The organism is Actinomyces capricornis, assembly GCF_019974135.1.
GTDB classification, from domain to species: domain Bacteria; phylum Actinomycetota; class Actinomycetes; order Actinomycetales; family Actinomycetaceae; genus Actinomyces; species Actinomyces capricornis.
On the sequence record NZ_AP025017.1, the window covers coordinates 1,056,102 to 1,076,580 of the forward strand.

Consider the following 20,479-nt stretch of genomic DNA (forward strand, 5'->3'; position numbering starts at 1 on the left):
ACGGGCGCCGCGGCGCCACTCACCGCAGGCCAGCGCTAGGCACGGCGGCCTCCGGCTCATTAGTCTCATGGAATGACCGCAGCCAAGCCCCTGTCCGAGCTCGTCGATCCCTCCTGGGCCCAGGCCCTGGCGCCCGTGGAGCCCACGATCCACCAGATAGGCGAGCGCCTGCGCGCGGAGGTGGCCTCCGGCGCGGGCTACCTGCCCGCGGGCACCGATGTGCTGCGGGCCTTCACCTACCCGATGGACCGGGTGCGCGTGCTCATCGTGGGCCAGGACCCCTACCCCACACCGGGCCACCCGATGGGGCTGAGCTTCTCGGTGGCGCCCGGGGTCAGGCCGCCGCGGAGCCTGGAGAACATCTTCCGCGAGCTGGTGAGCGACCTGGGCGTGGCTCCGCCGACGTCCGGGGACCTGACCCCCTGGTGCGAGCAGGGGGTGATGCTGCTCAATCGGGTGCTCACGGTGCGCCCCGGGGCGCCCGCCTCCCACAAGGGCTGGGGCTGGGAGTCCGTCACCCAGCGGGCCATCGAGGCCCTGGTCGAGCGCGGGGGACCGCTGGTGGCGATCCTGTGGGGCCGGCCGGCCCAGTCCCTGACCCCCATGCTGGGCTCCACGCCGGTGATCGCCTCACCCCACCCCTCGCCGCTGTCGGCCTCGCGGGGCTTCTTCGGCTCGCGGCCCTTCTCCCGGGCCAACGAGATCCTCCAGTCGATGGGCGCCGCGCCCGTGGACTGGCGCCTGCCCTGAGGCGCCCCACCGGCCGGTCACCCCCGAGCCCAGCCGGGGCGGGCGCGCCGGATGCCGCTGGCGCTCAGAGCTTCACGGCGTTGATGAGCACCACGGCCAGGCCCCCGACGGCCTCGATGAGGCCGAACCACTGGATCGGGATGGAGAACAGGGTGTGGACGTTGCTGTGCGCCCGCACCAGGCCCTCGGCCTCCTGGGCGACCACTTGCTCGATCTGCTGGGCCGCCTCCTCCTGCGAGGTGGGGGCTGGCGCGCCGGGCGCCACCTGGAAGGCCCCGTGGTTGACCCGCTGCCACAGCGCGGCCCGCAGCTGATCCTGGTAGCGCCCCACCTGCTGCGGCGGGCGCGTCACGTTGAGATAACGGCCCAGGAAGTAGTTGACCACCCCCGCCCCGACGAAGCCGAGCCCGAAGAGCACCGTCGCCAGTGGCCCATCGGAGCCCGTCGACTCCCCGAGCTTGCCCATACCCGCAGCGAAGGGAATAGTGACAAGAAACGCCAGGATGCCCCAGCCGCGCCAGACGATCATGCACCGACCGTACCCGCACAATGCGGGATCTTCCGCTGCAATGACGCGCATTCCTACCCATTGACAAATCCTGGACGACCTGGGTGGCGCCCCAGTGCCCTGCCATGAGTCCCCGCACTGCCCCGCCCCGCTCCTGCCGGCGCATCAGCTCGTCATCGACACCGACATGGCATGGCCGCGCTCGGCCCTGCGGCGGCCGCTGCGGCACACTGGGGCCATGCCCATCGACTCCCGGCCCCCGGCCCCTACCGCGCTCATCCCCCGCACCGGCATCGGCACCGATGTCCACGCCTTCGCCCCCGCGGGCATGACCGCGGGCACGAGCGCCCCGCTCCATCTGGCCTGCCTGGAGTGGCCCGGGGAGCCGGCCCTGGAGGGCCACTCCGACGGCGACGTCGTCGCCCACGCCTGCTGCGATGCGCTGCTCTCAGCGGCGGGACTGGGCGACCTGGGGTCCAATTTCGGCACCGCCGAGCCGCAGTGGAAGGGGGCCGCGGGTGCCACGCTGCTGGCCGAGACCGCTCGGCGCGTGCGGGCCGCGGGCTTCGAGATCGGCAATGTGGCCGTCCAGTTCGTGGGGGCCCGCCCCCGGGTGGGCCCGCGCAGCCAGGAGGCTGCGGACGCCCTGTCCCAGGCGGCCGGAGCACCGGTGTCCTTCACCGCCACCACCACCGACCACCTGGGGTTCCTGGGCCGCCAGGAGGGCCTGGCCGCCATCGCCACCGCCCTGGTGGTCCCCCGGCCAGTCGCGGACCGCACCGACCCTACCGGACCGGCATGAGCGGGATGCATCACGTGGAGCTGTGGGTGGGCGACCTGCCCCTGGCCCGTGAGCAGTGGGGCTGGCTGCTGGAGGCGCTGGGGTGGAGGCGGGCGCAGGACTGGCCCGAGGGCAGCCTGTGGCAGGCCGGCTCCGGCCCCTACCTGGTCCTGACCACCCCGCCGCTGACTGCCGCCCAGCCGCACGACCGCCACCGTCCCGGGCTCAACCACCTGGCGCTGAGCGCCGTCGATCAGCCGACGGTGGACCGTCTCGCGCAGCAGTGCACCGATCACGGCTGGCGCCCGTTGTACGCCGAGCGCTACCCCTTCGCCGGCGGCCCCGACCACTACGCCGCGTACATGGAGGACTCACAGGGCTTCAAGGTCGAGGTGGTCGCCACTGACAGCCCCTACCTCCCCTGAGCGGCGCATCTCCACCCGCGCCCGGCGCCTCCCCGCCCCCGCCATCGGCACCACCGGCCCCACTGGCGACGCGCCACGGGCGGCGAGCCGCGCATCGTTACGGCCACTGACCGCGCAGCTCCCGGCCCGCCCGAGAGGCCCGGTACGAGAATCGGCGGAATACCGCGCCGGACTGGGCCGGGGCGGGGAAATCATGCCGGTGAGGATGTGCAGTATGTTTGTCGGGTGACAGACCTCCAGCCACCCGCGCCCTCCCTGCGCCTCTACGACTCCGCGGCGCGCGCCGTGGTGCCGCTGGCGCCCACCGTCATCCCCGGGGTCGTGTCCATCTACCTGTGCGGCGCCACCGTCCAGGGCAGCCCGCATATCGGGCATATGCGCTCAGCCATCGCCTTCGACGTGCTGCGCCGATGGCTGGAGCGCCAGGGGCAGTCCGTCGTGCTCATCCGCAACGTCACCGACATCGACGACAAGATCCTCGGCAAATCCGCGGCCGCCACGCCCCCGGTGCCCTGGTGGGCCTGGGCCCAGCGCCACGAGCGGGAGTTCGACGCCGCCTACCGGGCCCTGGGCGTGGAGGCCCCCACCTACGAGCCCCGCGCCACCGGCCACATCCCCGAGATGATCGACCTCATCCAGCGCCTGCTGGACCAGGGCCACGCCTACATCGGCGAGGCCGGCAACGTCTACTTCTCGGTGGCCTCCCTGCCCGACTACGGCAGTCTGACCAACCAGCGCGTGGAGGACCTGGCCACCACCGAGGACGAGTCCCAACTCGATGACGAGGTCGAGGCCGACAAGCACGACCCGCGGGACTTCGCCCTGTGGAAGACCGCCAAGCCCACCGAGCCCCGGGACGCCGCCTGGCAGGCCCCCTGGGGGCGGGGCCGGCCCGGCTGGCACCTGGAGTGCTCGGCGATGTCCCGGCGCTACCTGGGCGAGGAGTTCGATATCCACGGCGGGGGCATCGACCTGCGCTTCCCCCACCATGAGAACGAGCAGGCCCAGTCCCACGGGGCCGGGTGGGGATTCGCCCGCCACTGGGTGCACAACGCCTGGGTGACGATCAAGGGCGCCAAGATGAGCAAGTCCCTGGGCAACTCCCTGACGGTGGCCGGCCTCCTGGAGCGCCACGAGGGGGTCGTCCTGCGCCTGGCCCTTGGCACAGTCCACCACCGCTCCACCGTGGAGTTCTCCGAGGAGACCCTGGCCGAGGCCGCCGCCCTGTGGGAGCGCCTGTCCAGCACGGTCCTGCGCGCCTACGAGTCCGTGCAGGAGGGTGCGGGCAGTCCTGTCGATGCGCCCGCCGAGGAGCTGCGGGCACGGGGGCTGCCGCCCGATTTCACCGCCGCCATGGACGAGGACCTCAACCTCGCCGGGGCGATGGCGGTGGTCCACGCCACCCTCAAGGCCCTCAATGTGGCCCTGGCCGCCGCCGAGGCCGGCGACTCCACGGCCACCGGGGCGGCCGCCCCGCAGGATGCGCCCCACGCGGCGGCCGACGGGGGCAGCAGGGCGACGGTCACCGGCCTGGCCCTGGACCTGCGCGCCCAGCTCGACGTCCTGGGCCTGGACCCACTGGCCGAGCCCTGGCGCGCCCAGGTACTCGACGGCGCCGGCTCCTCCCAGAGCAGCACCGCCATGGAGACCCTCGGCCGTCTCATCCAGCACGACCTCGACGAGCGCGCCCGGGCCCGCGCCGACAAGGACTGGGCCCGCGCCGACGCCCTGCGCGACAAGCTGGCCGAGGCGGGAGTGGTGGTGCAGGACTCCCCCACCGGCGCGCGCTGGCACCTGGCCTGAGACACGAAGGAGAACGAGGATGCCCGGCAACGAGCAGTACCCCGGGGCCAAGCGCCGGCCCGGTTCCAAGAAGGGCGCAACGAAGGGCTCGGGCGGGCAGCGTCGTCGCGGCCTGGAGGGCAAGGGGCCCACGCCCCGGGCGGAGAACCGGGTGGGCCACCCCAAGGCCAGGGCCAAGGCCCGCGCGGAGGCGCGCGCCGCCCAGCCCAACCACGCCAAGCAGCTGGAGCGGATCCGGCGCCGCTACGACGTCGGCCCGGACCACGAGATCCTGTGCGGGCGCAACGCCGTGGCCGAGGCCGCCTACGCGGGGGTCCCCATCTCGCGGGTGTTCATGGCCGTCTCCGCGGAGTCCGATGAGCGCCTGGGCGCCGTCGTGCGCCGCGCCGCCCTGCTGGGCGCCCCGGTGCTGGAGGTCACCAAGCTCGACCTGGAGGCACTGACCCAGGGGGCCGTCCACCAGGGTGTGGCCATCGAGGTGCCCGCCTACGACTACGCCGAGGCCATCGACCTGCTGGAGCGGGCCCGCGCCCAGGGCCGCACCCCCCTGCTCGTCGCCCTGGACCAGGTCACCGACCCCCACAACCTGGGCGCCATCCTGCGCAGCGCCGGGGCCTTCGGCGCCGACGGCGTCATCATCCCCGAGCGCCGCAGCGCGGGGGTCAACGCCACCGTCTGGAAGGTCTCGGCCGGGGCGGCCGCCCGCGTGCGCGTGGCCCGCGAGACCAACCTCGTGCGCACCCTGGGCCGGCTGAAGAAGGAGGGCTGCTTCGTCGTGGGCCTCGACGGACGCGGCGAGACCCCCATCGAGGGGCTCACCGTGGCCGACGCGCCCCTGGTGCTGGTCACCGGAGCGGAGGGGGCGGGCCTGTCGCGCCTGGTGCGCGAGTCCTGCGACATGCTGGCCAGCGTTCCCATCGCCGCCGCGGTGGAGTCCCTCAACGCCGCAGTGGCCACGGGCATCAGCCTCTACGAGGTCGACCGCCTGCGGCGCCGGGCCCGCGGCGGGGCCTGAGCCCCGGACCACGGCCGCCCGCCCCATGACCGCCCCACCAGGGCGGGCCCCGCCGGGCCGCGGCCCGCACCTCTCCCCATGCCTTCCCACCCCGTCCCCACAGACACCGGCGCCCAATGCTGACACAATGGGCGTCAGCCGAACACAGGAGGTCCCCATGGCCCAGGACGCTTCCCAGCGCTGGAACCGCACCGACGGCGTGCTCATCGCCCCCGGCACCACGCCGGAGGAGGTCGCGGCCGCCTTCGCCGAGCGCGGCGTCGTCGTGCGCCTCGAGTGGTTCCCGACCACCGCCCACCTGCTGAGCCTGACCCTCATGACCGACGTCGACGGCCGGGTGGCGATCACTCCGCCCTCGCGCGGTGGCGCCGTGGCCGGGCCCGGCGTCAGCGAGCTGGTGGAGTCCCTGGCCCGCGAGTTCAGCGCCGATGTGGCCATCGGCCCCGCCATGTTCAACGCCCTGCCCCAGGACGCCGAGCTGCCCTCGGTCACGGCCCACGGGTCGGCCAGCGCCCGCACCGTGGTGGTCTCCCCCATGAGCGCCTACATGGTGCCGCTGCAGGCCACTCTCCTGGAGCGCCCCCTGGCGGTGGCCTCCGCGCCCGGCCTGGGGCGGCGCATCGTCATGTACTCCGGTGAGGGCGTGGATCTGGGCACCTTCGGCTGGGATGAGGAGTCCCTGCCGGCCCTGGTGCTGTCCTCCAACGCCGAGGACCTGTCCATCCGGGCCGTGTCCACCGGCGACCCCGACGACGACGCGGTCTTCTCCTGGGGCATGAGCTCCCTGCACGTGTGGGGCGGGGTCAGCGAGCCCGGGCCGGCTCTCAAGGCCCTGGGCGAGGAGTTCCTCTCCGACCTGACCGACGCCTCGGCCATCGTCGAGGCGGTTCCCGGTGCCGACCTGGAGGCCGCGACCGAGGCCATCACCCAACCCGGGGCCGAGGGCTTCGCCGCCATGATCGCCGCCCTGGGCCTGCCCGAGTGGGTGCTCGGTGTGCTCACCGGCCGCCTGGCGCCGGTGGAGGTGCCCGGCGTCGTCGTCCACGAGCCGCGGGGGCTGTCCAACGCGGTGGGGCGCAGCGTGGGGCTGCTGCTGTCCGACCCCTCGACGCCCGGCTCATCGGTCTGGCAGTCCTATGTGCGCACCGTCACCGACATGCCCTGGGCGGTGCGCGCCGGGACCCTGGTGGAGGCGAGCCTGGGGGGCGCGCTGGTGGGTGCGGCCGTGCGCCGCCGCAGGAGTACCGGGGCGCTGCCCGGTGGGCTGACCGCTGCCGGGATCGTGCTCATGGTCGACGCCGTCACCGAGATCTCCCTGGCCTCCTGGACCCGCCACCGCGAGCTGCGGCGCCGCGCCGATGAGGAGATGGCCCTGGTGGCCGAGGAGCTGGGCGCCTAAGGCGCCACTGCCGCGCGTCTTCACCGCTCGGCGCCCTCGCCGACCTGGTCCTCTCCGCATGATCTCGCCGGCACCCGAACTGACGATGTGCCACGACAACAGGGCCGGGCATCGTCAGGTGCCCGCCGCTGGGCAAGCGGCCGCTATGCCTGTGAATGACCCGCGTCCTCGACCTTCATGGCACTGGAGCACCGAGGCCGATGTGACTGCCGTGAGGGCTGTCGGCTGCTCCCCAGTGGGGTGTCGGAGGCGGTGCGGGGCTTCCTCCGCACCTGCGATGGACTGCTCTTAGGACAGTCGAATCTCCTCCATGGTCTTATCAAGTCCGGGAATCGGCTCATCGCCTCGACATGGCCGGCATGCCACTTCTAGGAACTCCACTCGTGTGACGGAGGGATCGACTCTTCAGGATTTGTTGTTTCATACCCTTCACCAAAAGCGTCGAAAATAAGAGTTCGAAAATCAAGCTCAGGACGTGACGGACTGGCCAACTGGCCAGCGATGCGCCGCAAGCCGTCCTGCACGTCAGCAGAATTAAGTTGCTCAGGACTCATCTCAGAAGTCAAAGGCTTCCCACTCGAATCGACAATCTTATCAACATTCTCATTAAAGCGACCAAGACCCCCGCCCGTGCGTGACGCCGCACCTTGGAGATCCTCAGCATTGTACAACCCACTGTTGAGGAGAGCCAGAGCGACCTGCTTGGAATTACTGCTCTTCGCTTCACTCTCTATATCCACCTCCTTATCCCTCGCCTCATCAAGACCATCCACCGCAAAAGGCTTCCCCTCGGAGACAGCCAGAGAGGCCACCGGACCCGCCACCGGGATAAGTCCAGCAGCAAAGGACACCACCACTGTTGGCGGAGCCCCTAATTTACCGCTACGCTCCCCGTGGACCATCAGCAGGTGACTGATAGCGCCGGCGAAGAAACCATTAGTGGTGCTCTGGGTTGTGAGAACCGCATTGACCGGCTCCACATCCCCTGTCGCCTCATAACTCGCCACGGCCTCCTGGAGCCGCTCCTCGTGGTAGCCGGTGATTGCCTCACCCAGATGCGCCGACGCCTCGGGGCTCTGCGAGATCTGGCCCACGAGATGCGTCAACGCCCGGTCGGTCAGCAAGGGGTTATATGATTTCTCCCCCGTGGCAGTATCGAACAGGCCCTCGATCGCCCCAATAGGATTTCCTGGCTTCACGGAGCGATCAACCGCCTCAGGATGGCGCGCCACAATATGGGAGACCAGTTGGCGCCCTTCCTCCGATAGCGGGGGCGCCTCATTCCCGGACCCCAGACCATTGAGGATACCGGAGACCGCGGTCGCCGCCGCAGACTTACTGAAGTTCCCCTGGTCCTCATCAGGCGGCACCAATGTCAGAGAGGAGAATCCACCATCACGGTCGATCCGATCCCCCAGGCGAGCCCAGCCGGTGGTCCACTGCTCATCCGTTAAGGCACCTTTCTCAATGAGCTGTTGAATGCGGTTGGCATACACCACCGAACTTTCCGTACTCACCGTATCCGGAGCCCCCGGCCCGGCCGGAGCAGGAATCAGCCATTCTCGGCCAGCCCCCGGATTCCCCGTCATCGCATGAATCACACCGCTCAACGGATGAAGACGTACTGGCATCGCACTGCTTCTGACCCCCAGACCGGGCCCCGACACCAGTGGAGGCTCAACGTTTTCGAGCCGCTGGGCCAAGGCCACGAGCATCATGTCGCTGTAGTCCAGCCCGACACTCTCCAGAAGTCCATCACCATCACTGTCGACCTCTCTGGAAGCGGACAGTATCGCGGTCACGGCAGCCGCCCGACCACCATCCCTCAGCACAGCATCCGCTAGACCACCCGCGAACTCCTCGGACTCATCATCCGCCCACCTCACCGACGCGCTGGACAGGATCCGCCCCATCGCCTCCGCCACATCATTTCCCGCCGCAGGCCTGGGAGACGGCACATAACTATGGGGCAGATCATTGGACGCGAACCTCCCGCTCACACCCACCACGCAGTCAACAACCCCTGCCGGTCCCAGGGCATCCACCACCCCGGTCGCATACTGAGCATCATCCCCACCAGCACGCAGAGCCCCCAGCACCTCATCCCACTGCTCACCGGAGCCGCCCCACCTCACACGATCCGCCAACCGCCCCGCATCATCCCAGCCCCGCTCCGTCACCGACGAGACCCCGTCCGGTGCACCATCCCCAGCAACCACACAGCTCCCCCCAGGCCGCCAGCCCACACCCACAACACCACCTACCACCAAAGCGACAGACAGCACCACCCACACCACGCCACGCCCACCAGAGCCCACACTCATGCCGTCATCCCGATCCTCGACACGGCCAGCATCTCACAGCCCCCACTTCGCCCGGAGATCACTCTTCTTCACTTGCTCAGGCTCCTTCGCGTGATCATCAGACGCATCATCCCTGACCGCCGAGACCTTGCTGGTGATCCTATCGATGATCCCCTTGATCTCCGTACGGTAGTTATCAGTCAACGGTGTCGTCTGCCAGATCTTGCCATCACCACCGAGGCCCTCGGTGAGCATGTTAGATTTCGGCATCATGCCACTCGTAGGACCGGCATCTAAGTCGTCACAAGCGTCATCCAGGGCATCGAGCACTTTCTTCATCGCCGGGCGCTTCAAATTGGGGACCATCTTGTCGTCGTCCCCCTCGTCCCCACTGTTCTGGGCCCAGCTCGGGCCCATGTAGCTGTATTTCGGGCTGGTATTGCTGCTGTAGTTACTACTAGTGCTGCCGCCGTAGACGCTGTAGGACATCAACGACCCCTTCCTGGATCCAGGGATACGACCGAGGCCGGCCGTGATCTGAATGTTATGTAGGCCATCCCCCCCTTATGTCAAGCGACTCAACCGCAGCAGCGAGCACCGCCCCACGCCCATCCCAGGATCACCGGCCCGACGCACCACGGGCGCCCCGCTACTCCCCCTTGAACCTCATCCCCGCGGTGAAGCCCATGGGGTTGGCCTCGTAGTCGGCCAGGGTCTGCTCATCGAGGGCCAGGAAATCGGCATCGTCGGTCAGGGGCTCGTCATTCTCCATCTCCCCCACGAGGATCGCCTCCATCTCCTGGGTGTCGCCCCCCAGGTAGGACTGCTCATCGCGGTGCTGGGGCAGGACCGTGCGGACGTAGTCGGCCACCGCCTCCTCAGTGCTCACGTCACGCTGCTGAGCCTCAGACATGTACCACCGGTGCTCCAGCACCTCGTGGAAGATCTCCGCCGGTTCCAGTTTACGGCGCAGCTCCAGGGGCACCGCCAGGATCGTGGGCTCGAAGACCTCCGCCAGCCAGGCGTGGGAGACCAGCTCGATCGGGTCGTCCTTGCGGCCCATGATCGCGCGGTAGGCCTCCAGGTCGTTGAGCATGCGCTGGCCCTGCCTCTCCTGGACATCCAGGCCCGTCAGGCGCATCACCTGCCGGTGGTAGTGGCCGGCGTCGACCACCTTGGGCTGGATCGACATGCGCGCGCCGGCGGCATCGGTACTCATGGTCAGCTCGCCGACGTCGTAGCCCAGGTTGTTGAGCTCCTCGATGCGCCGGCGCACCCTCCAGCGCTCCTCCATGGAGAAGGACTCCTCGGCGGTGAGGACCCGCCACAGCTCGGTGTAGCGGAACACGATCCTGTCCCCGACCTCGATGGTGTCCACGCTGGGCTCCAACAGCGCCCCGGCCTGGAGGTCCATGAGCTCGCCGATGATATTGGTGCGGGCGACGTCGATGTCGTAGAGGCGCTTGCCCTCCGTGAGCCCATCGGGGTGGAGCTCGCCGGTCTCGGCGTCCACCAGGTAGGCGGCGAAGGCCCCGGCATCGCGCCTGAAGAGCGTGTTGGACAGGGACACATCCCCCCAGTAGAAGCCCAGCAGGTGGAGGCGCACCAGCAGCACCGCCAGGGCGTCGATGAGGCGGGTGGCGGTCTCGGGGCGCATGTACTGGCTGAACAGGGCGCGATAGGGCAGGGAGTAGGACAGATGCTCGGTGACGAGCACGGAGTTGAGGGGCTCGCCGCTGAGATCGGTGCGCCCCGTGATGACCGCCGTGGGCTGCACGCAGGGGGCCCCCAGGCGCACCAGGTCCCGCAGGAGCTCGTACTCGCGGTGGGCCACCGACTCCCCGATCTCCTTGACGGCGATGACCCGCTCGGAGAGGTTGACGAAGCGGACGATGTGCCGCGACAGGCCGCGGGGAAGGGCGGCCAGCACCTCGGAGGGCCACTGCTCCAGGGGGATCTCCCAGGGCAGGTCGAGCAGCGCGGGGTCGATCGTCGCCGCGGTGATCTGCATGGATGGAGGCATGGCCTCATTGTCACATCTCCACCCGCCAGGCGCCCTCCGACGGCGCGGGCGATGCGCCGGGCAGCAGCCCACGGCCGCAGGCGAGCCCCGCCCGCGGCACAGGGCCGGGACGGGGCTCGCCGGAGTGTCGATCAGAACCGGGTTGCGCCGATCACACGGGCAGGCGCTGGCCGGTGGAGGCCGAGAAGATGTGCTCCTGGCCGGGGCGGATCCGCACATAGACGGTCTCGCCGGGCTCGGGGGCGGTCCGCGGGGGGACGCGCACGATGATCTGGCTGGAGTCCTCACCGGAGCCGAGCTTGGCGTCGGACTTCTCCGCGCCCACCAGCTCGCCGTAGATGTAGGCGTCCGAGCCCAGCTCCTCGACGAAGGACAGGCGCACCGGGATGGAGTGCTCGTCCTCGGCCGAGACCACGTCCAGGGACTCGGGGCGGAAGCCGATGGTCACCTTGCCGCCGTCCTCGGGCTTGATGGCGTCCAGGGTGGCGCGGGAGAGCTGGATCTTAGCCGCACCGATGGTGGCCACATCCCCCTCCACCGTGAACTGGCCCAGGTTCATGGCCGGGGAGCCGATGAAGCCCGCGACGAAGTCGTTGGCCGGCTTGTCGTACATCTCACGGGGGGTGCCGACCTGCTGGAGCAGGCCGTCCTTGAGCACCGCGATGCGGTCGCCCATGGTCAGGGCCTCGGTCTGGTCGTGGGTGACGTAGACCGTGGTGACCCCCAGGGAGCGCTGCAGGGAGGCGATCTGGGTGCGGGTCTGGACGCGCAGCTTGGCATCCAGGTTGGACAGAGGCTCGTCCATGAGGAAGACCTTGGGCTTGCGCACGATGGCGCGGCCCATGGCCACGCGCTGGCGCTGACCGCCGGAGAGCGCCTTGGGCTTGCGGTCCAGGTACTCCGTGAGGCCCAGGATCTTGGCGGCCTCCTTGACCCGCTTGTCGATCTCGGCCTTGGGGGTGCCCGCGATCTTCAGGGCGAAGCCCATGTTGTCATGCACGGACATGTGCGGGTACAGGGCGTAGTTCTGGAAGACCATGGCGATGTCACGGTCCTTGGGCTGGACGTCGGTGACATCGCGGTCCCCGATGAGAATACGGCCGGAGTTGACGTCCTCCAGGCCCGCGAGCATGCGCAGGGAGGTCGACTTCCCGCATCCGGAGGGGCCGACCAGGACGAGGAACTCCCCATCGGCGATCTCAAGGTTGAGGGCATCCACACTGGGGCGGTCATTGCCCGGGTAGATGCGCGTGGCATTGTCAAAGGTCACTGTTGCCATGAGGCCCTTCCCTTCACCGGCAGGTACGTGCCGGACGATCCGTAGTGAAAGGTGCCGATGCGTGTCCGCACTGACACATGCCACCCGGGAAGGTCGCCCCGGGTGACGGACATATGCTGTCACACAATCGCCTCCATCACCAAGTGATCGAGGGGGCCGGCCCGCTCGATCCCGGCCCGTGCCGTCTGCCGCCGGCCAACCAGTCGCCTGCCAGCCGCCGTCGGGCCCGACGGCGCTGCGGCGCTCCTCACGGCGTCCGCCCGCCGGGCACAGCCCGCCCATCCTCGCCCCGCACCGCGCCCGGTACTACTGTGGGGGTCATGACGCAACACCCAGATGCGCGCGGCAGCGGGCTGATGATGCTCAGCGGCCTGCGTGCCGGCACCCATCTGGGTGGGTACCGACTCCTGCGCCGCCTGGGCGCCGGCGGCATGGGCGTGGTCTGGGAGGTGGTGGACGACGGCGGCAGGCATGTGGCCATGAAGATCCTCCACCCCCAGATCGCGGCGGATCCCATGGCCAGGCGCCGCCTGGAGCGCGAGGCCACCGTCCTGGCCCGCGTGCGCGACACCCGAGTGGCCCGCATCCTGGACATTGAGACCGGGGACGGCGAGGCCAGCCAGGGCGTCACCTTCGTCATCACCGAGCTCGTCGACGGCCCCACGCTCCAGCACGAGGTGGACCATGAGGGCGTCTACGACCTGGACACCGACGCCCGGGACCTGGCCGACCTGGCCCACGGGCTGGTCACCGCCCTGCACGCCGTGCACAGTGCCGGGGTCATCCACCGCGACCTCAAGCCCTCCAATGTCATGCTCGGGGCGCAGGGGCCGGTCCTCATCGACTTCGGCATCGCCCAGGTGGCCGACGACGTCCGGCTGACCCAGACCGGCCAGGTCACCGGCACACCCGGCTTCATCCCGCCCGAGATGCTCGACGGTGGTGAGCCCACCCCGGAGGTGGACTGGTACGCCTGCGCCGGGGTGCTCCTGTTCACCGTCACCGGTCGGGCGCCCTTCGGCTCAGGGCCCTGGCAGGCGGTCTTCCGCCGCGTCTATGCCGGCACCCCGGAGCTGGGCACCCTGGAGCAGGACTGCCCGGCCCTGGCCCGCGCCTTCACCGCAGCCCTGGCGCCCCAGGTGGAGGACCGCCTGGCCCCCGATGACCTCCTGGCGGTCCTCGACGAGATCGCCGAGGGCGGCGATGGCCAGGAGGCGATCCTTCAGGCGCTGGGACCCCAGGACGACAGCACCGCCACGGATGAGTCGGATCCCTACGGTGAGCCGGAACCCGCCCCGGGATACGGGTATGCCCCCGCCTCCACGGGCAGCGCCGGCACAGGTGGTACCGCAGCCACGAGCGGCCCGGCCCCCTCCACCTCCTCGGCCTCCTCTGGCGCCTACGGCTACATCGGCACCCCGAGCGCCACGGCGGGCACCGGGGAGTCCTCGGCGGCATCGGCCGCCTCCGCACCCTCAACCCAGGCGCCCGCCCCACCACCGCACGCACCGCCCACGATTCCGCCACGGATCACCCCCACCTCCCACCACGCGACCGCGCCTCCGCCCTCCATCGCTCCGCACACCGCGCAGCGCCCCACCACCCCGCCCCGGGGGCTGGTGCCGCCCCAGGTCAGCGCACCGACGTCGTCGCCGGGCGGTTTCAGCAGTGGGGCGCAGGCCTCCTACCCGGGGGCCTACTCCAGCCTCATGCCCCCGGCCTACACCCCGGCCTCCGGCGCCACCGGGGGGTATCTGGCCGCTCCGGCCATCAGCCAGCCGGTCCCGCTGCCGCCCCCGAGCGCCGCACCCCTGGAGGCGCGCCCCACCATGGCCGCCCTGCCCCAGTGGGCACAGGAGCCCAGGCGCCACCCGGGGATCATCGCCGCCGTGGGCGCCCTGCTCGTCGCCCTTGGCCACTTCGCCCCCTTCTGGATGATGATCGGGGCGACCCTGCTGGCGCTGATCGCCGGGACGGTGGGACGGGCCCAGGATGCGCGCCGCTGGAGCCGCCTGCAGCGCGGCGCCGTCTCCGCCGGCGATACCTCGCGCATGTGGGCCGCCAGCCCCTGGTACTTCCTGCGCTCACTCATCGCCACCGCCTTCGCCGCAGCGATCAGTGCCATCATCACGCTACTGGTCCTCTGGCAGTCCATCGCGATCATGGGTCTGAACGACACCCCGCCCATGATCCTGGGCACCTGGTCGTCCCCGGGGCGCACCTTCCTGGCGATCGTGCTGTGGGAGGTCGCCTACCTGCTCGCCCTCTGGTTCATCCCCTGGGGCGGGCCGACGCGCCGAGGCGGTGCGCACCTGGTCGAGTTCGTGGCGCGGGGACGCAAGTGGCGCCTCATCCTGCTCCTGACCCTCCTGGCCGTCGCAGCGATCATCGCCTTGCTGAGGTCGAGCATCCTGTACGCCTACGTCACCTTCGCTCCCTTCATCAACAGGGTGTGAATCACTCCATCCGCCGGACGGCGGGGCCCGGCGCGGGCGCAGGGTTGCAGACCTATCTCCACACCGCGAACACGAGTGATTCCCGCGGTCGCATCAGGCACAATGCTGAGCGTGGTCGCGGCTGCCAGGCGAGCGCCTGCCGGCGGGAGACGATGGGAGACCACACGAGCCTCCCTCATGGCAGAGCGACCATCACCACTGACCGAGCAGCAGAGGAGTACCGCGTGGCCCCCAATGAGCCCCGTCCCACCAAGGCGCAGCGCCGCGAGGCCGCCCGAGCCCAGGCCAAGGCACTGCGCGAGGCCGAGGAGCGCCGGGCCAGGCGCAACACGATCACGCGCCGCAGCCTCATCGGCGTCGGTGCGCTGGCCGCAGCGGGAACCGCGGGCTGGCTCGTCTACGACCATCGGCGCGACGCCGCCGAGGCCGCCGCCCGGGCCAGCGCGCTGCTGCCCGCCGGAGGGGGCATCGTGGAGGAGAAGGCGAACCAGAAGGGGGTGCCTTCCACGGTCCTGGCCGACGGCTCCTGGACGTACGGCAAGACGAGCGAACTGGACACGGTCATCAGCGGCGCCCCGGTTCTCGATGTGTACTTCGACTACTCCTGCCACTTCTGCGCCGACTTCGAGACGCGGCACTCCCAGGAGATCAGCGCACTCCTGGACGAGGGCCGGATCACCCTGGCCCTCCACCCCTCCGACATCCTCGGCCAGGCCTGGACCGATATGGTGATGAACGCCATGGGATTGGTGCTCGACGAGGCCCCGGACACCTCCCTGGCCTTCCACAACGCCGCTCTGGCGTTCTTCTCCGAGGTCTTCGCCTCCCAGGACGGCAGCCGGCTCACCATGGAGAACCTCGTGACTGCCGCCACCTCCGCCGGGGTGCCCACCGCCACCACCGACAAGTTCGAGAAGACCGCCAAGAACAACACCTACGGCCCCTGGACCATGCTCGCCCAGGAGTCCTTCCAGGGCCGTGGCCTCAAGGGCACCCCCACGGTGTTCCTCGGCGGCGAGCAGATCGACCTGTCCACGCTGACATCCCCCACCGCCCTGACCGACATGGTCGATAACCTGGGCAGCTCGGCCGCAGCGACCGAATCGGCATCGCCGGCCGCCGACACCGGTGGGGACCCGGGCTCCACGGCGCCCACCGAGTAGGAGGGCTCGGGCATCCGGCTTTCCTCGGCCGGCCGCCTATGCCACACTGTCCCACGCATGAGCCCCGTGGGCCCCGCCGCTTTAGCTCAGTTGGTAGAGCAGCTGTCTTGTAAACAGCAGGTCGTCGGTTCGAGTCCGACAAGCGGCTCCATCACTGGCCGTCCCCGCCCAGCCCCGGCCACCCCGCTGCTGGTGGGTGTGCTGTACCTCCTCACTGAGATCGACGACGCAATGCGGGCAGTTCCCGCCGAGGTCACAGGCTCGTCACAATCTGCTGCGTTCCGTGCGCATACGGACCTTGATCCCTCAGCTAGACATCGGGCGGCACGAGAATGCACCCGCGCTCACCGACGAGCGCCCCTGTCCCGGAGAAAGTCCCGATGTTCAACCGCAAGCAGAACCAGATCAACGACCTCACCTCCCGGCTCGCATGGGCCGAGGCCACCATCGCCAACCTCCAGGGCATCATCGCCCGAGCCGGAGGCCAGGGGGTGCTCGACATGCAAGGCCTCGCCTCCCAGATGGCGGCAGACCATGAGCAGGCCATGGCGAGCCTGAACCAGGCCCGGCAGGAGGCGGAGGCAGGCCACCAGCAGGCGATGGAGGCTCTGGCCAAGGCCCAGCAGGAGGCGGAGGCAGACCATCAGCGGCGTCTCAAGGCCCTGGACAAGAACCTCACCAAAGTCACCAGGAACCTGGAGCGCGCCCAGGAGCAGGAGAGAAAGACTGTCGCCCGCATCGCTGAGCAGAGGCAGGAGCTCGACGCCCTGACTCAGGAGACCAGCGATATACGCATCATGGTCGACGCCGGCTTGAACCCCTATCCACACCCGGCGCAGTCCTCGCTCGATCTCAGGGTCCGACTAGAGGATGTGCGCTCGCGCATCAAGAGCATGGTGAGGGACAAGACCGCCATCAAGGCCACCAGCTCCTTCACGTTCAACAACTCCTCGGCGAAGGGGCGCAAGTTCGTGTCGGATATGTCGAAGATGATGCTGCGCGCCTACAACTCAGAGGCCGAGAACTGCGTCCTGACAGTCAAGGCGGGCAATGGCGATGCCGCCCGCAAGCGCCTGGAGCGGACGCGGGAGCAGGCGGAGCGACTGGGCACTCTCATTGACCTGAAGGTCACTCATGAGTACCACCGGCTGCGCCTGGAGGAACTGGAGCTGGCACTGGCCTATCAGAACGCGAAGAAGGCTGAGAAGGAGGCCGAGCGCGAGGAGAGGGCCCGACTCAGGGAGGAGCGCAAGGCCCAGCAGGAGCTGGAGGCGCAGCGGGCGAAGCTCAGCAAGGAAATGGACCACTACCGCAACGTCCTGGCATCCCTGAGGGCCGAGGGGCGCGAGAACGAGGCCGCCACTATCGAGGCCCGCCTGAACCACCTCCACGAGGAGATCGACAAGGTCGACTCCCGTGCGGCCAACATCCGGGCAGGATACGTCTACGTCATCTCCAACATCGGGGCCTTCGGCGAGCGCATGGTCAAGATCGGCATGACTCGGCGACTTGAGCCCATGGATCGTGTGCGAGAGCTCGGTGACGCCTCGGTGCCTTTCGGCTTCGACGTCCATGCCCTGTTCTTCTCCGAAGACGCCGTTGGCGTGGAGAACAGGCTTCACCACCACTTCGCGGATCGTCGCGTCAACAGGGTCAATACTCGCCGAGAGTTCTTCTACGTGACACCAGCCCAGGTGCGCGATGCTCTTACCCAGGTGGCCGAGGGAAGCCTGCTGGAGTTCACTGAGGTACCTGAGGCGGAGCAGTACCGGATGAGCCTCCAGATCGCCGAGGCCGACACCCCGAGCCACGACGCCTCCGAAGCCCCGGAGCGTGTGCTCTAGGCTCCTACCCGATCGCCCATCGTCCACGAGATGCCACAGGGAGGGGGAGCGCCCATGACGGTCACCGTCACGGCCGCCCGCCCCTCCCTGTGCGCTCTTCACGACGCCGGGGCGTGCGGCTCCTGCCCCTCCCTGGGCACCGCCCTGCCCGAGCAGTTGGCGGTCAAGCAGGCGCGCGTGGCCGATGCCCTGCGCCCCCGCATCCCCACCGGCGCCTGGCTGGCGCCCTGTGCCAGCCAGCCCGTCGGCTTCCGCAACAAGGCGAAGATGGCAGTGGCCGGTACCGCCTCCCGCCCCACCCTGGGGATCCTCGACGGCGCCGGGCACGGCATCGACCTGCGCACCTGCCCGCTGCACGTCCCTGCCATCCAGAGATCCCTGCCCCACCTGGCCCGTCTCATCACCGAAGCGGGGCTCACCCCCTACGACGTTCCGGCCCGCCGGGGCGAGCTCAAGCACATCCTGGTAACGGCCTCCCCCGATGAGGACCTCATGGTGCGCTTCGTCCTGCGCTCCCATCGGCACCTGGACGACCTGCGCTCCGCCCTGCCCCGGCTCCAGGAGGACCTGCCCCAGCTGGCGGTGGCCAGCGCCAATATCCAGCCCATCCACCAGGCCGTCCTGGAGGGCGATGAGGAGATCATCCTGAGCGGCCAGGACCGGCTCCTCATGCGCCTGAGCCTGCCGCCGACGCCGTCGGGACCCGCGACCGGCCAGGACACGCCCGCGGCGGGCATCGAGCTGCCGCTTTACCTGCCCACCCGCTCCTTCTTCCAGACCAACACCCCCGTGGCCCAGTCCCTCTACGCCACGGCCCGCCACTGGGCCGGGCAGGGCCGGGCGGAGCGCGTGTGGGACCTGTTCTGCGGGGTGGGCGGATTCGCCCTGGCGCTGGCGGCGCCCGGCCGGGAGATCCTGGGGGTGGAGTCCTCCGCCCCCGCGATCACCGGGGCGCGCGACGCCGCCCGGCTCATGGGGCTGCCGGCCGAGCGGGTGCGCTTCGAGGCGGGTGACGCCCGGGTGCTGGACCCGGCGGGGGACGAGGGCCCGGATCTGCTCGTAGTCAACCCCCCGCGGCGGGGCATCGGCGAGCTGGCGCAGCGCATCGAGGCCTGCGAGGTTCCCCGCCTGCTGTACTCCTCATGCAACCCGGCGAGCCTGGCGGCGGACCTGGAGCGGATGCCGTCACTGCGGGTGGTGCGCGCCCGCCTGTTCGACATGTTCCCGCACACCGACCACGCCGAGGTCCTGGTCGAGCTTGCCCGCACCTGACCAGTCGCATCGCGCCGGCCGCGGCAACCGCCCTGAACGGCCCCGGGGGCGGCGCTCTGGAGTGCGCAGCCCCGGCGCCGGCGGCTCAGGCCCCCAGCTCGGCCAGGGCGGTGCGCACCTGGTCCAGGTGGGCGCCGGTGCGCTCAGCCTGGTAGGGGATGCTCAGCTGGCGCAGGCTGGAGGCCAGGTCAGCCAGGCTGCGGGCCTCGGGGAAGCCGTCGCGCACCAGGGAGCGGGCGGTGCGCACGGAGGTCTCCTGGGCCGCGCCCGCGTCGGCGGCCGCCCCCAGCAGCTCCATGAGGGGCGCATGGGTCAGGGTGAGGGACTCGGCCACCACGTCCAGCTCCCCGCCGACCAGCTCCCCGCGCGCCTCCAGCAGCTCGATCTGCTCGGCCAGGCGCACCGCGTCCTCCCCCAGGACCGTGCACAGCTCCTCCAGGGAGCCGACGGCGTCATTGGCCCCCACCTCGTCCTGGCCCTCGATGATCTGGACGGCGAAGGTGCCGGCGGCCAGGTTGTGCAGGCGCGTCAGGGCGATGTCGAAGCGCACCGCATCGACATCGCTGCGCAGCTCCTCGACCTGCCCGCGCAGCGGCCGCAGCTGCTCGACGCACTCCAGGATGAGGGCGTCGACCTCCTGGTAGCGCTCCTCCACCTCCTCGGCCTCCGGCCCGGCGCCCAGGGCCCGGACCTCGCCGCTGACGGCGCGCAGCGTCTGGCGCAGCCGGCCCAGGCGCTCGGACAGGCCGCTGATCTCCTCGGCCCGCCTGCCCAGCAGGCCGACCAGGCGCTTGCCCTCCTCCAGGACGCCCACCAGTCCCGAGGTGTCGGCCTCGATGGCGTGCATGGCCGCCAGGATCTGGGCCACCGGCCCCTGGGTCTGGGGGACGGCGGGGATGGCGGCGCCGGAGGCGAGCAGGGCGGCGACCTCGTCGGGCAGGACCCGGCGGGTGAAGTCGGCGGCGTCGCTGTAGCCCATCTCGGCCAGCTCGCGCAGCAGCGCCGCCTGCCCCGCGGCGGCCGCCTCCCGGCGAGAGGAGCCGGCCTGGGCCGAGCTCCGCTCCACCTCGCGCACCCGCGTATAGGCCTGCTCGACGTCGTCGCGCAGGCCGGTCATCATCGGCAGGGTGCGCACCGACAGGTAGCCGCCGCCCGAGGGGACGATCGTGGCGAAGACCCGGTAGTGGCCGCCGTCGGCGGAGCGGTTGGTGATGTAGGCGCATACGGGGGCCGCGTCCTCCATGCCCTCCCACACGGTGCGGAACAGGCCCGCGGGCATGTCGTCATGGCGCACCACGCTGTGCGCCCGCCCCACCAGGGCGCCGCGCGGGTAGCCCGACAGGCGCATGAAGGTGGAGTTGGCGCGGCGGATGCGCCCCTGGGCGTCGGTGGTGGAGAAGAAGAGCTCGCCGGAGCCGAAGAGGTGCTCGACCATGAGTGACCTTCCAAGTGGGGGGC

At 70.2% G+C, this 20,479-nt stretch carries 16 protein-coding genes and 1 tRNA gene; 11 read left to right on the top strand and 6 right to left on the bottom strand.

The window, feature by feature from the left end:
• Window positions 1-72 precede the first annotated feature (72 nt).
• Window positions 73-750 carry a uracil-DNA glycosylase gene (locus MANAM107_RS04205; RefSeq protein WP_223911514.1) on the top strand — a complete coding sequence of 226 codons (678 nt, stop codon included), beginning with the start codon at window positions 73-75 and terminating at the stop codon, window positions 748-750.
• A 64-nt stretch (window positions 751-814) separates the two neighbouring features.
• Here MANAM107_RS04205 and MANAM107_RS04210 read toward each other — a convergent pair whose 3' ends face one another.
• The gene (locus tag MANAM107_RS04210; RefSeq protein WP_223911516.1) at window positions 815-1,279 is read right to left on the bottom strand and encodes a transcriptional accessory protein; all 465 of its coding nucleotides are present in this window, start codon (window positions 1,277-1,279) and stop codon (window positions 815-817) included.
• A gap of 217 nt (window positions 1,280-1,496) precedes the next feature.
• Between MANAM107_RS04210 and ispF the strand changes: the two genes are divergently transcribed.
• The 5 genes from ispF to MANAM107_RS04235 all read left to right on the top strand — a co-directional run bounded on the left by ispF (window position 1,497) and on the right by MANAM107_RS04235 (window position 6,681).
• Window positions 1,497-2,060 (top strand): 2-C-methyl-D-erythritol 2,4-cyclodiphosphate synthase, encoded by a 564-nt coding sequence (gene ispF, locus MANAM107_RS04215; RefSeq protein WP_223911519.1) that lies wholly within the window; start codon window positions 1,497-1,499, stop codon window positions 2,058-2,060.
• Window positions 2,057-2,464 carry a VOC family protein gene (locus MANAM107_RS04220; protein WP_223911522.1) on the top strand — a complete coding sequence of 136 codons (408 nt, stop codon included), beginning with the start codon at window positions 2,057-2,059 and terminating at the stop codon, window positions 2,462-2,464. The genes ispF and MANAM107_RS04220 overlap by 4 nt, the downstream gene beginning before the upstream one ends.
• Window positions 2,465-2,689: 225 nt before the next feature.
• Complete coding sequence (gene cysS, locus MANAM107_RS04225) at window positions 2,690-4,267, top strand: cysteine--tRNA ligase (protein ID WP_223911525.1); 1,578 nt, start codon at window positions 2,690-2,692, stop codon at window positions 4,265-4,267.
• A gap of 19 nt (window positions 4,268-4,286) precedes the next feature.
• Complete coding sequence (gene rlmB / locus MANAM107_RS04230) at window positions 4,287-5,282, top strand: 23S rRNA (guanosine(2251)-2'-O)-methyltransferase RlmB (RefSeq protein WP_223911529.1); 996 nt, start codon at window positions 4,287-4,289, stop codon at window positions 5,280-5,282.
• 157 nt (window positions 5,283-5,439) lie between these two features.
• Complete coding sequence (locus tag MANAM107_RS04235; RefSeq protein WP_223911532.1) at window positions 5,440-6,681, top strand: hypothetical protein; 1,242 nt, start codon at window positions 5,440-5,442, stop codon at window positions 6,679-6,681.
• A gap of 368 nt (window positions 6,682-7,049) precedes the next feature.
• On the opposite strand, the gene MANAM107_RS04240 is transcribed toward MANAM107_RS04235, so the two are convergent.
• The 4 genes from MANAM107_RS04240 to MANAM107_RS04255 form a co-directional block, all read right to left on the bottom strand.
• Entirely contained in the window at window positions 7,050-8,816 is a 1,767-nt protein-coding gene (locus MANAM107_RS04240) for a DUF6571 family protein (RefSeq protein ID WP_223911535.1), read from the bottom strand.
• 222 nt (window positions 8,817-9,038) lie between these two features.
• Entirely contained in the window at window positions 9,039-9,473 is a 435-nt protein-coding gene (locus tag MANAM107_RS04245) for a hypothetical protein (RefSeq protein ID WP_223911539.1), read from the bottom strand.
• A 160-nt stretch (window positions 9,474-9,633) separates the two neighbouring features.
• On the bottom strand, window positions 9,634-11,007 hold the full coding sequence (locus MANAM107_RS04250) for a DUF4032 domain-containing protein (protein WP_223911542.1): 1,374 nt from the start codon (window positions 11,005-11,007) through the stop codon (window positions 9,634-9,636).
• Between the two features lie 151 nt (window positions 11,008-11,158).
• On the bottom strand, window positions 11,159-12,286 hold the full coding sequence (locus tag MANAM107_RS04255; RefSeq protein ID WP_179901199.1) for an ABC transporter ATP-binding protein: 1,128 nt from the start codon (window positions 12,284-12,286) through the stop codon (window positions 11,159-11,161).
• 320 nt (window positions 12,287-12,606) lie between these two features.
• On the opposite strand from MANAM107_RS04255, the gene MANAM107_RS04260 reads away from it, so the two are divergent.
• From MANAM107_RS04260 to MANAM107_RS04280, 5 genes are all read left to right on the top strand, one after another.
• Window positions 12,607-14,742 (top strand): serine/threonine-protein kinase, encoded by a 2,136-nt coding sequence (locus tag MANAM107_RS04260; protein ID WP_223911544.1) that lies wholly within the window; start codon window positions 12,607-12,609, stop codon window positions 14,740-14,742.
• A gap of 224 nt (window positions 14,743-14,966) precedes the next feature.
• A complete protein-coding gene (locus MANAM107_RS04265) occupies window positions 14,967-15,905 on the top strand; it encodes a DsbA family protein (protein WP_263421923.1) in 939 nt (312 codons plus the stop codon).
• 75 nt (window positions 15,906-15,980) lie between these two features.
• Window positions 15,981-16,056 (top strand) — tRNA-Thr (locus MANAM107_RS04270).
• A gap of 229 nt (window positions 16,057-16,285) precedes the next feature.
• Window positions 16,286-17,749: an SNIPE associated domain-containing protein gene (locus MANAM107_RS04275; protein ID WP_223911546.1), complete on the top strand. Its 1,464-nt coding sequence runs from the start codon at window positions 16,286-16,288 to the stop codon at window positions 17,747-17,749.
• A 54-nt stretch (window positions 17,750-17,803) separates the two neighbouring features.
• A complete protein-coding gene (locus MANAM107_RS04280) occupies window positions 17,804-19,021 on the top strand; it encodes a methyltransferase domain-containing protein (RefSeq protein WP_223911548.1) in 1,218 nt (405 codons plus the stop codon).
• An 85-nt stretch (window positions 19,022-19,106) separates the two neighbouring features.
• Here the strand turns inward: MANAM107_RS04280 and MANAM107_RS04285 are convergent, their stop codons facing one another.
• The gene (locus tag MANAM107_RS04285) at window positions 19,107-20,456 is read right to left on the bottom strand and encodes a PAS domain-containing protein (RefSeq protein ID WP_223911550.1); all 1,350 of its coding nucleotides are present in this window, start codon (window positions 20,454-20,456) and stop codon (window positions 19,107-19,109) included.
• Window positions 20,457-20,479: the final 23 nt, after the last annotated feature.

Bases quoted from the DNA above. Each gene is read 5' to 3' on its own strand.
- MANAM107_RS04205 (WP_223911514.1), top strand. From the start codon at position 73: ATGACCGCAGCCAAGCCCCTGTCCGAGCTCGTCGATCCCTCCTGGGCC.
- MANAM107_RS04210 (WP_223911516.1), bottom strand. From the start codon at position 1,279: ATGATCGTCTGGCGCGGCTGGGGCATCCTGGCGTTTCTTGTCACTATT.
- ispF (WP_223911519.1), top strand. From the start codon at position 1,497: ATGCCCATCGACTCCCGGCCCCCGGCCCCTACCGCGCTCATCCCCCGC.
- MANAM107_RS04220 (WP_223911522.1), top strand. From the start codon at position 2,057: ATGAGCGGGATGCATCACGTGGAGCTGTGGGTGGGCGACCTGCCCCTG.
- rlmB (WP_223911529.1), top strand. From the start codon at position 4,287: ATGCCCGGCAACGAGCAGTACCCCGGGGCCAAGCGCCGGCCCGGTTCC.
- MANAM107_RS04235 (WP_223911532.1), top strand. From the start codon at position 5,440: ATGGCCCAGGACGCTTCCCAGCGCTGGAACCGCACCGACGGCGTGCTC.
- MANAM107_RS04245 (WP_223911539.1), bottom strand. From the start codon at position 9,473: ATGTCCTACAGCGTCTACGGCGGCAGCACTAGTAGTAACTACAGCAGC.
- MANAM107_RS04250 (WP_223911542.1), bottom strand. From the start codon at position 11,007: ATGCCTCCATCCATGCAGATCACCGCGGCGACGATCGACCCCGCGCTG.
- MANAM107_RS04255 (WP_179901199.1), bottom strand. From the start codon at position 12,286: ATGGCAACAGTGACCTTTGACAATGCCACGCGCATCTACCCGGGCAAT.
- MANAM107_RS04260 (WP_223911544.1), top strand. From the start codon at position 12,607: ATGACGCAACACCCAGATGCGCGCGGCAGCGGGCTGATGATGCTCAGC.
- MANAM107_RS04275 (WP_223911546.1), top strand. From the start codon at position 16,286: ATGTTCAACCGCAAGCAGAACCAGATCAACGACCTCACCTCCCGGCTC.
- MANAM107_RS04280 (WP_223911548.1), top strand. From the start codon at position 17,804: ATGACGGTCACCGTCACGGCCGCCCGCCCCTCCCTGTGCGCTCTTCAC.
- MANAM107_RS04285 (WP_223911550.1), bottom strand. From the start codon at position 20,456: ATGGTCGAGCACCTCTTCGGCTCCGGCGAGCTCTTCTTCTCCACCACC.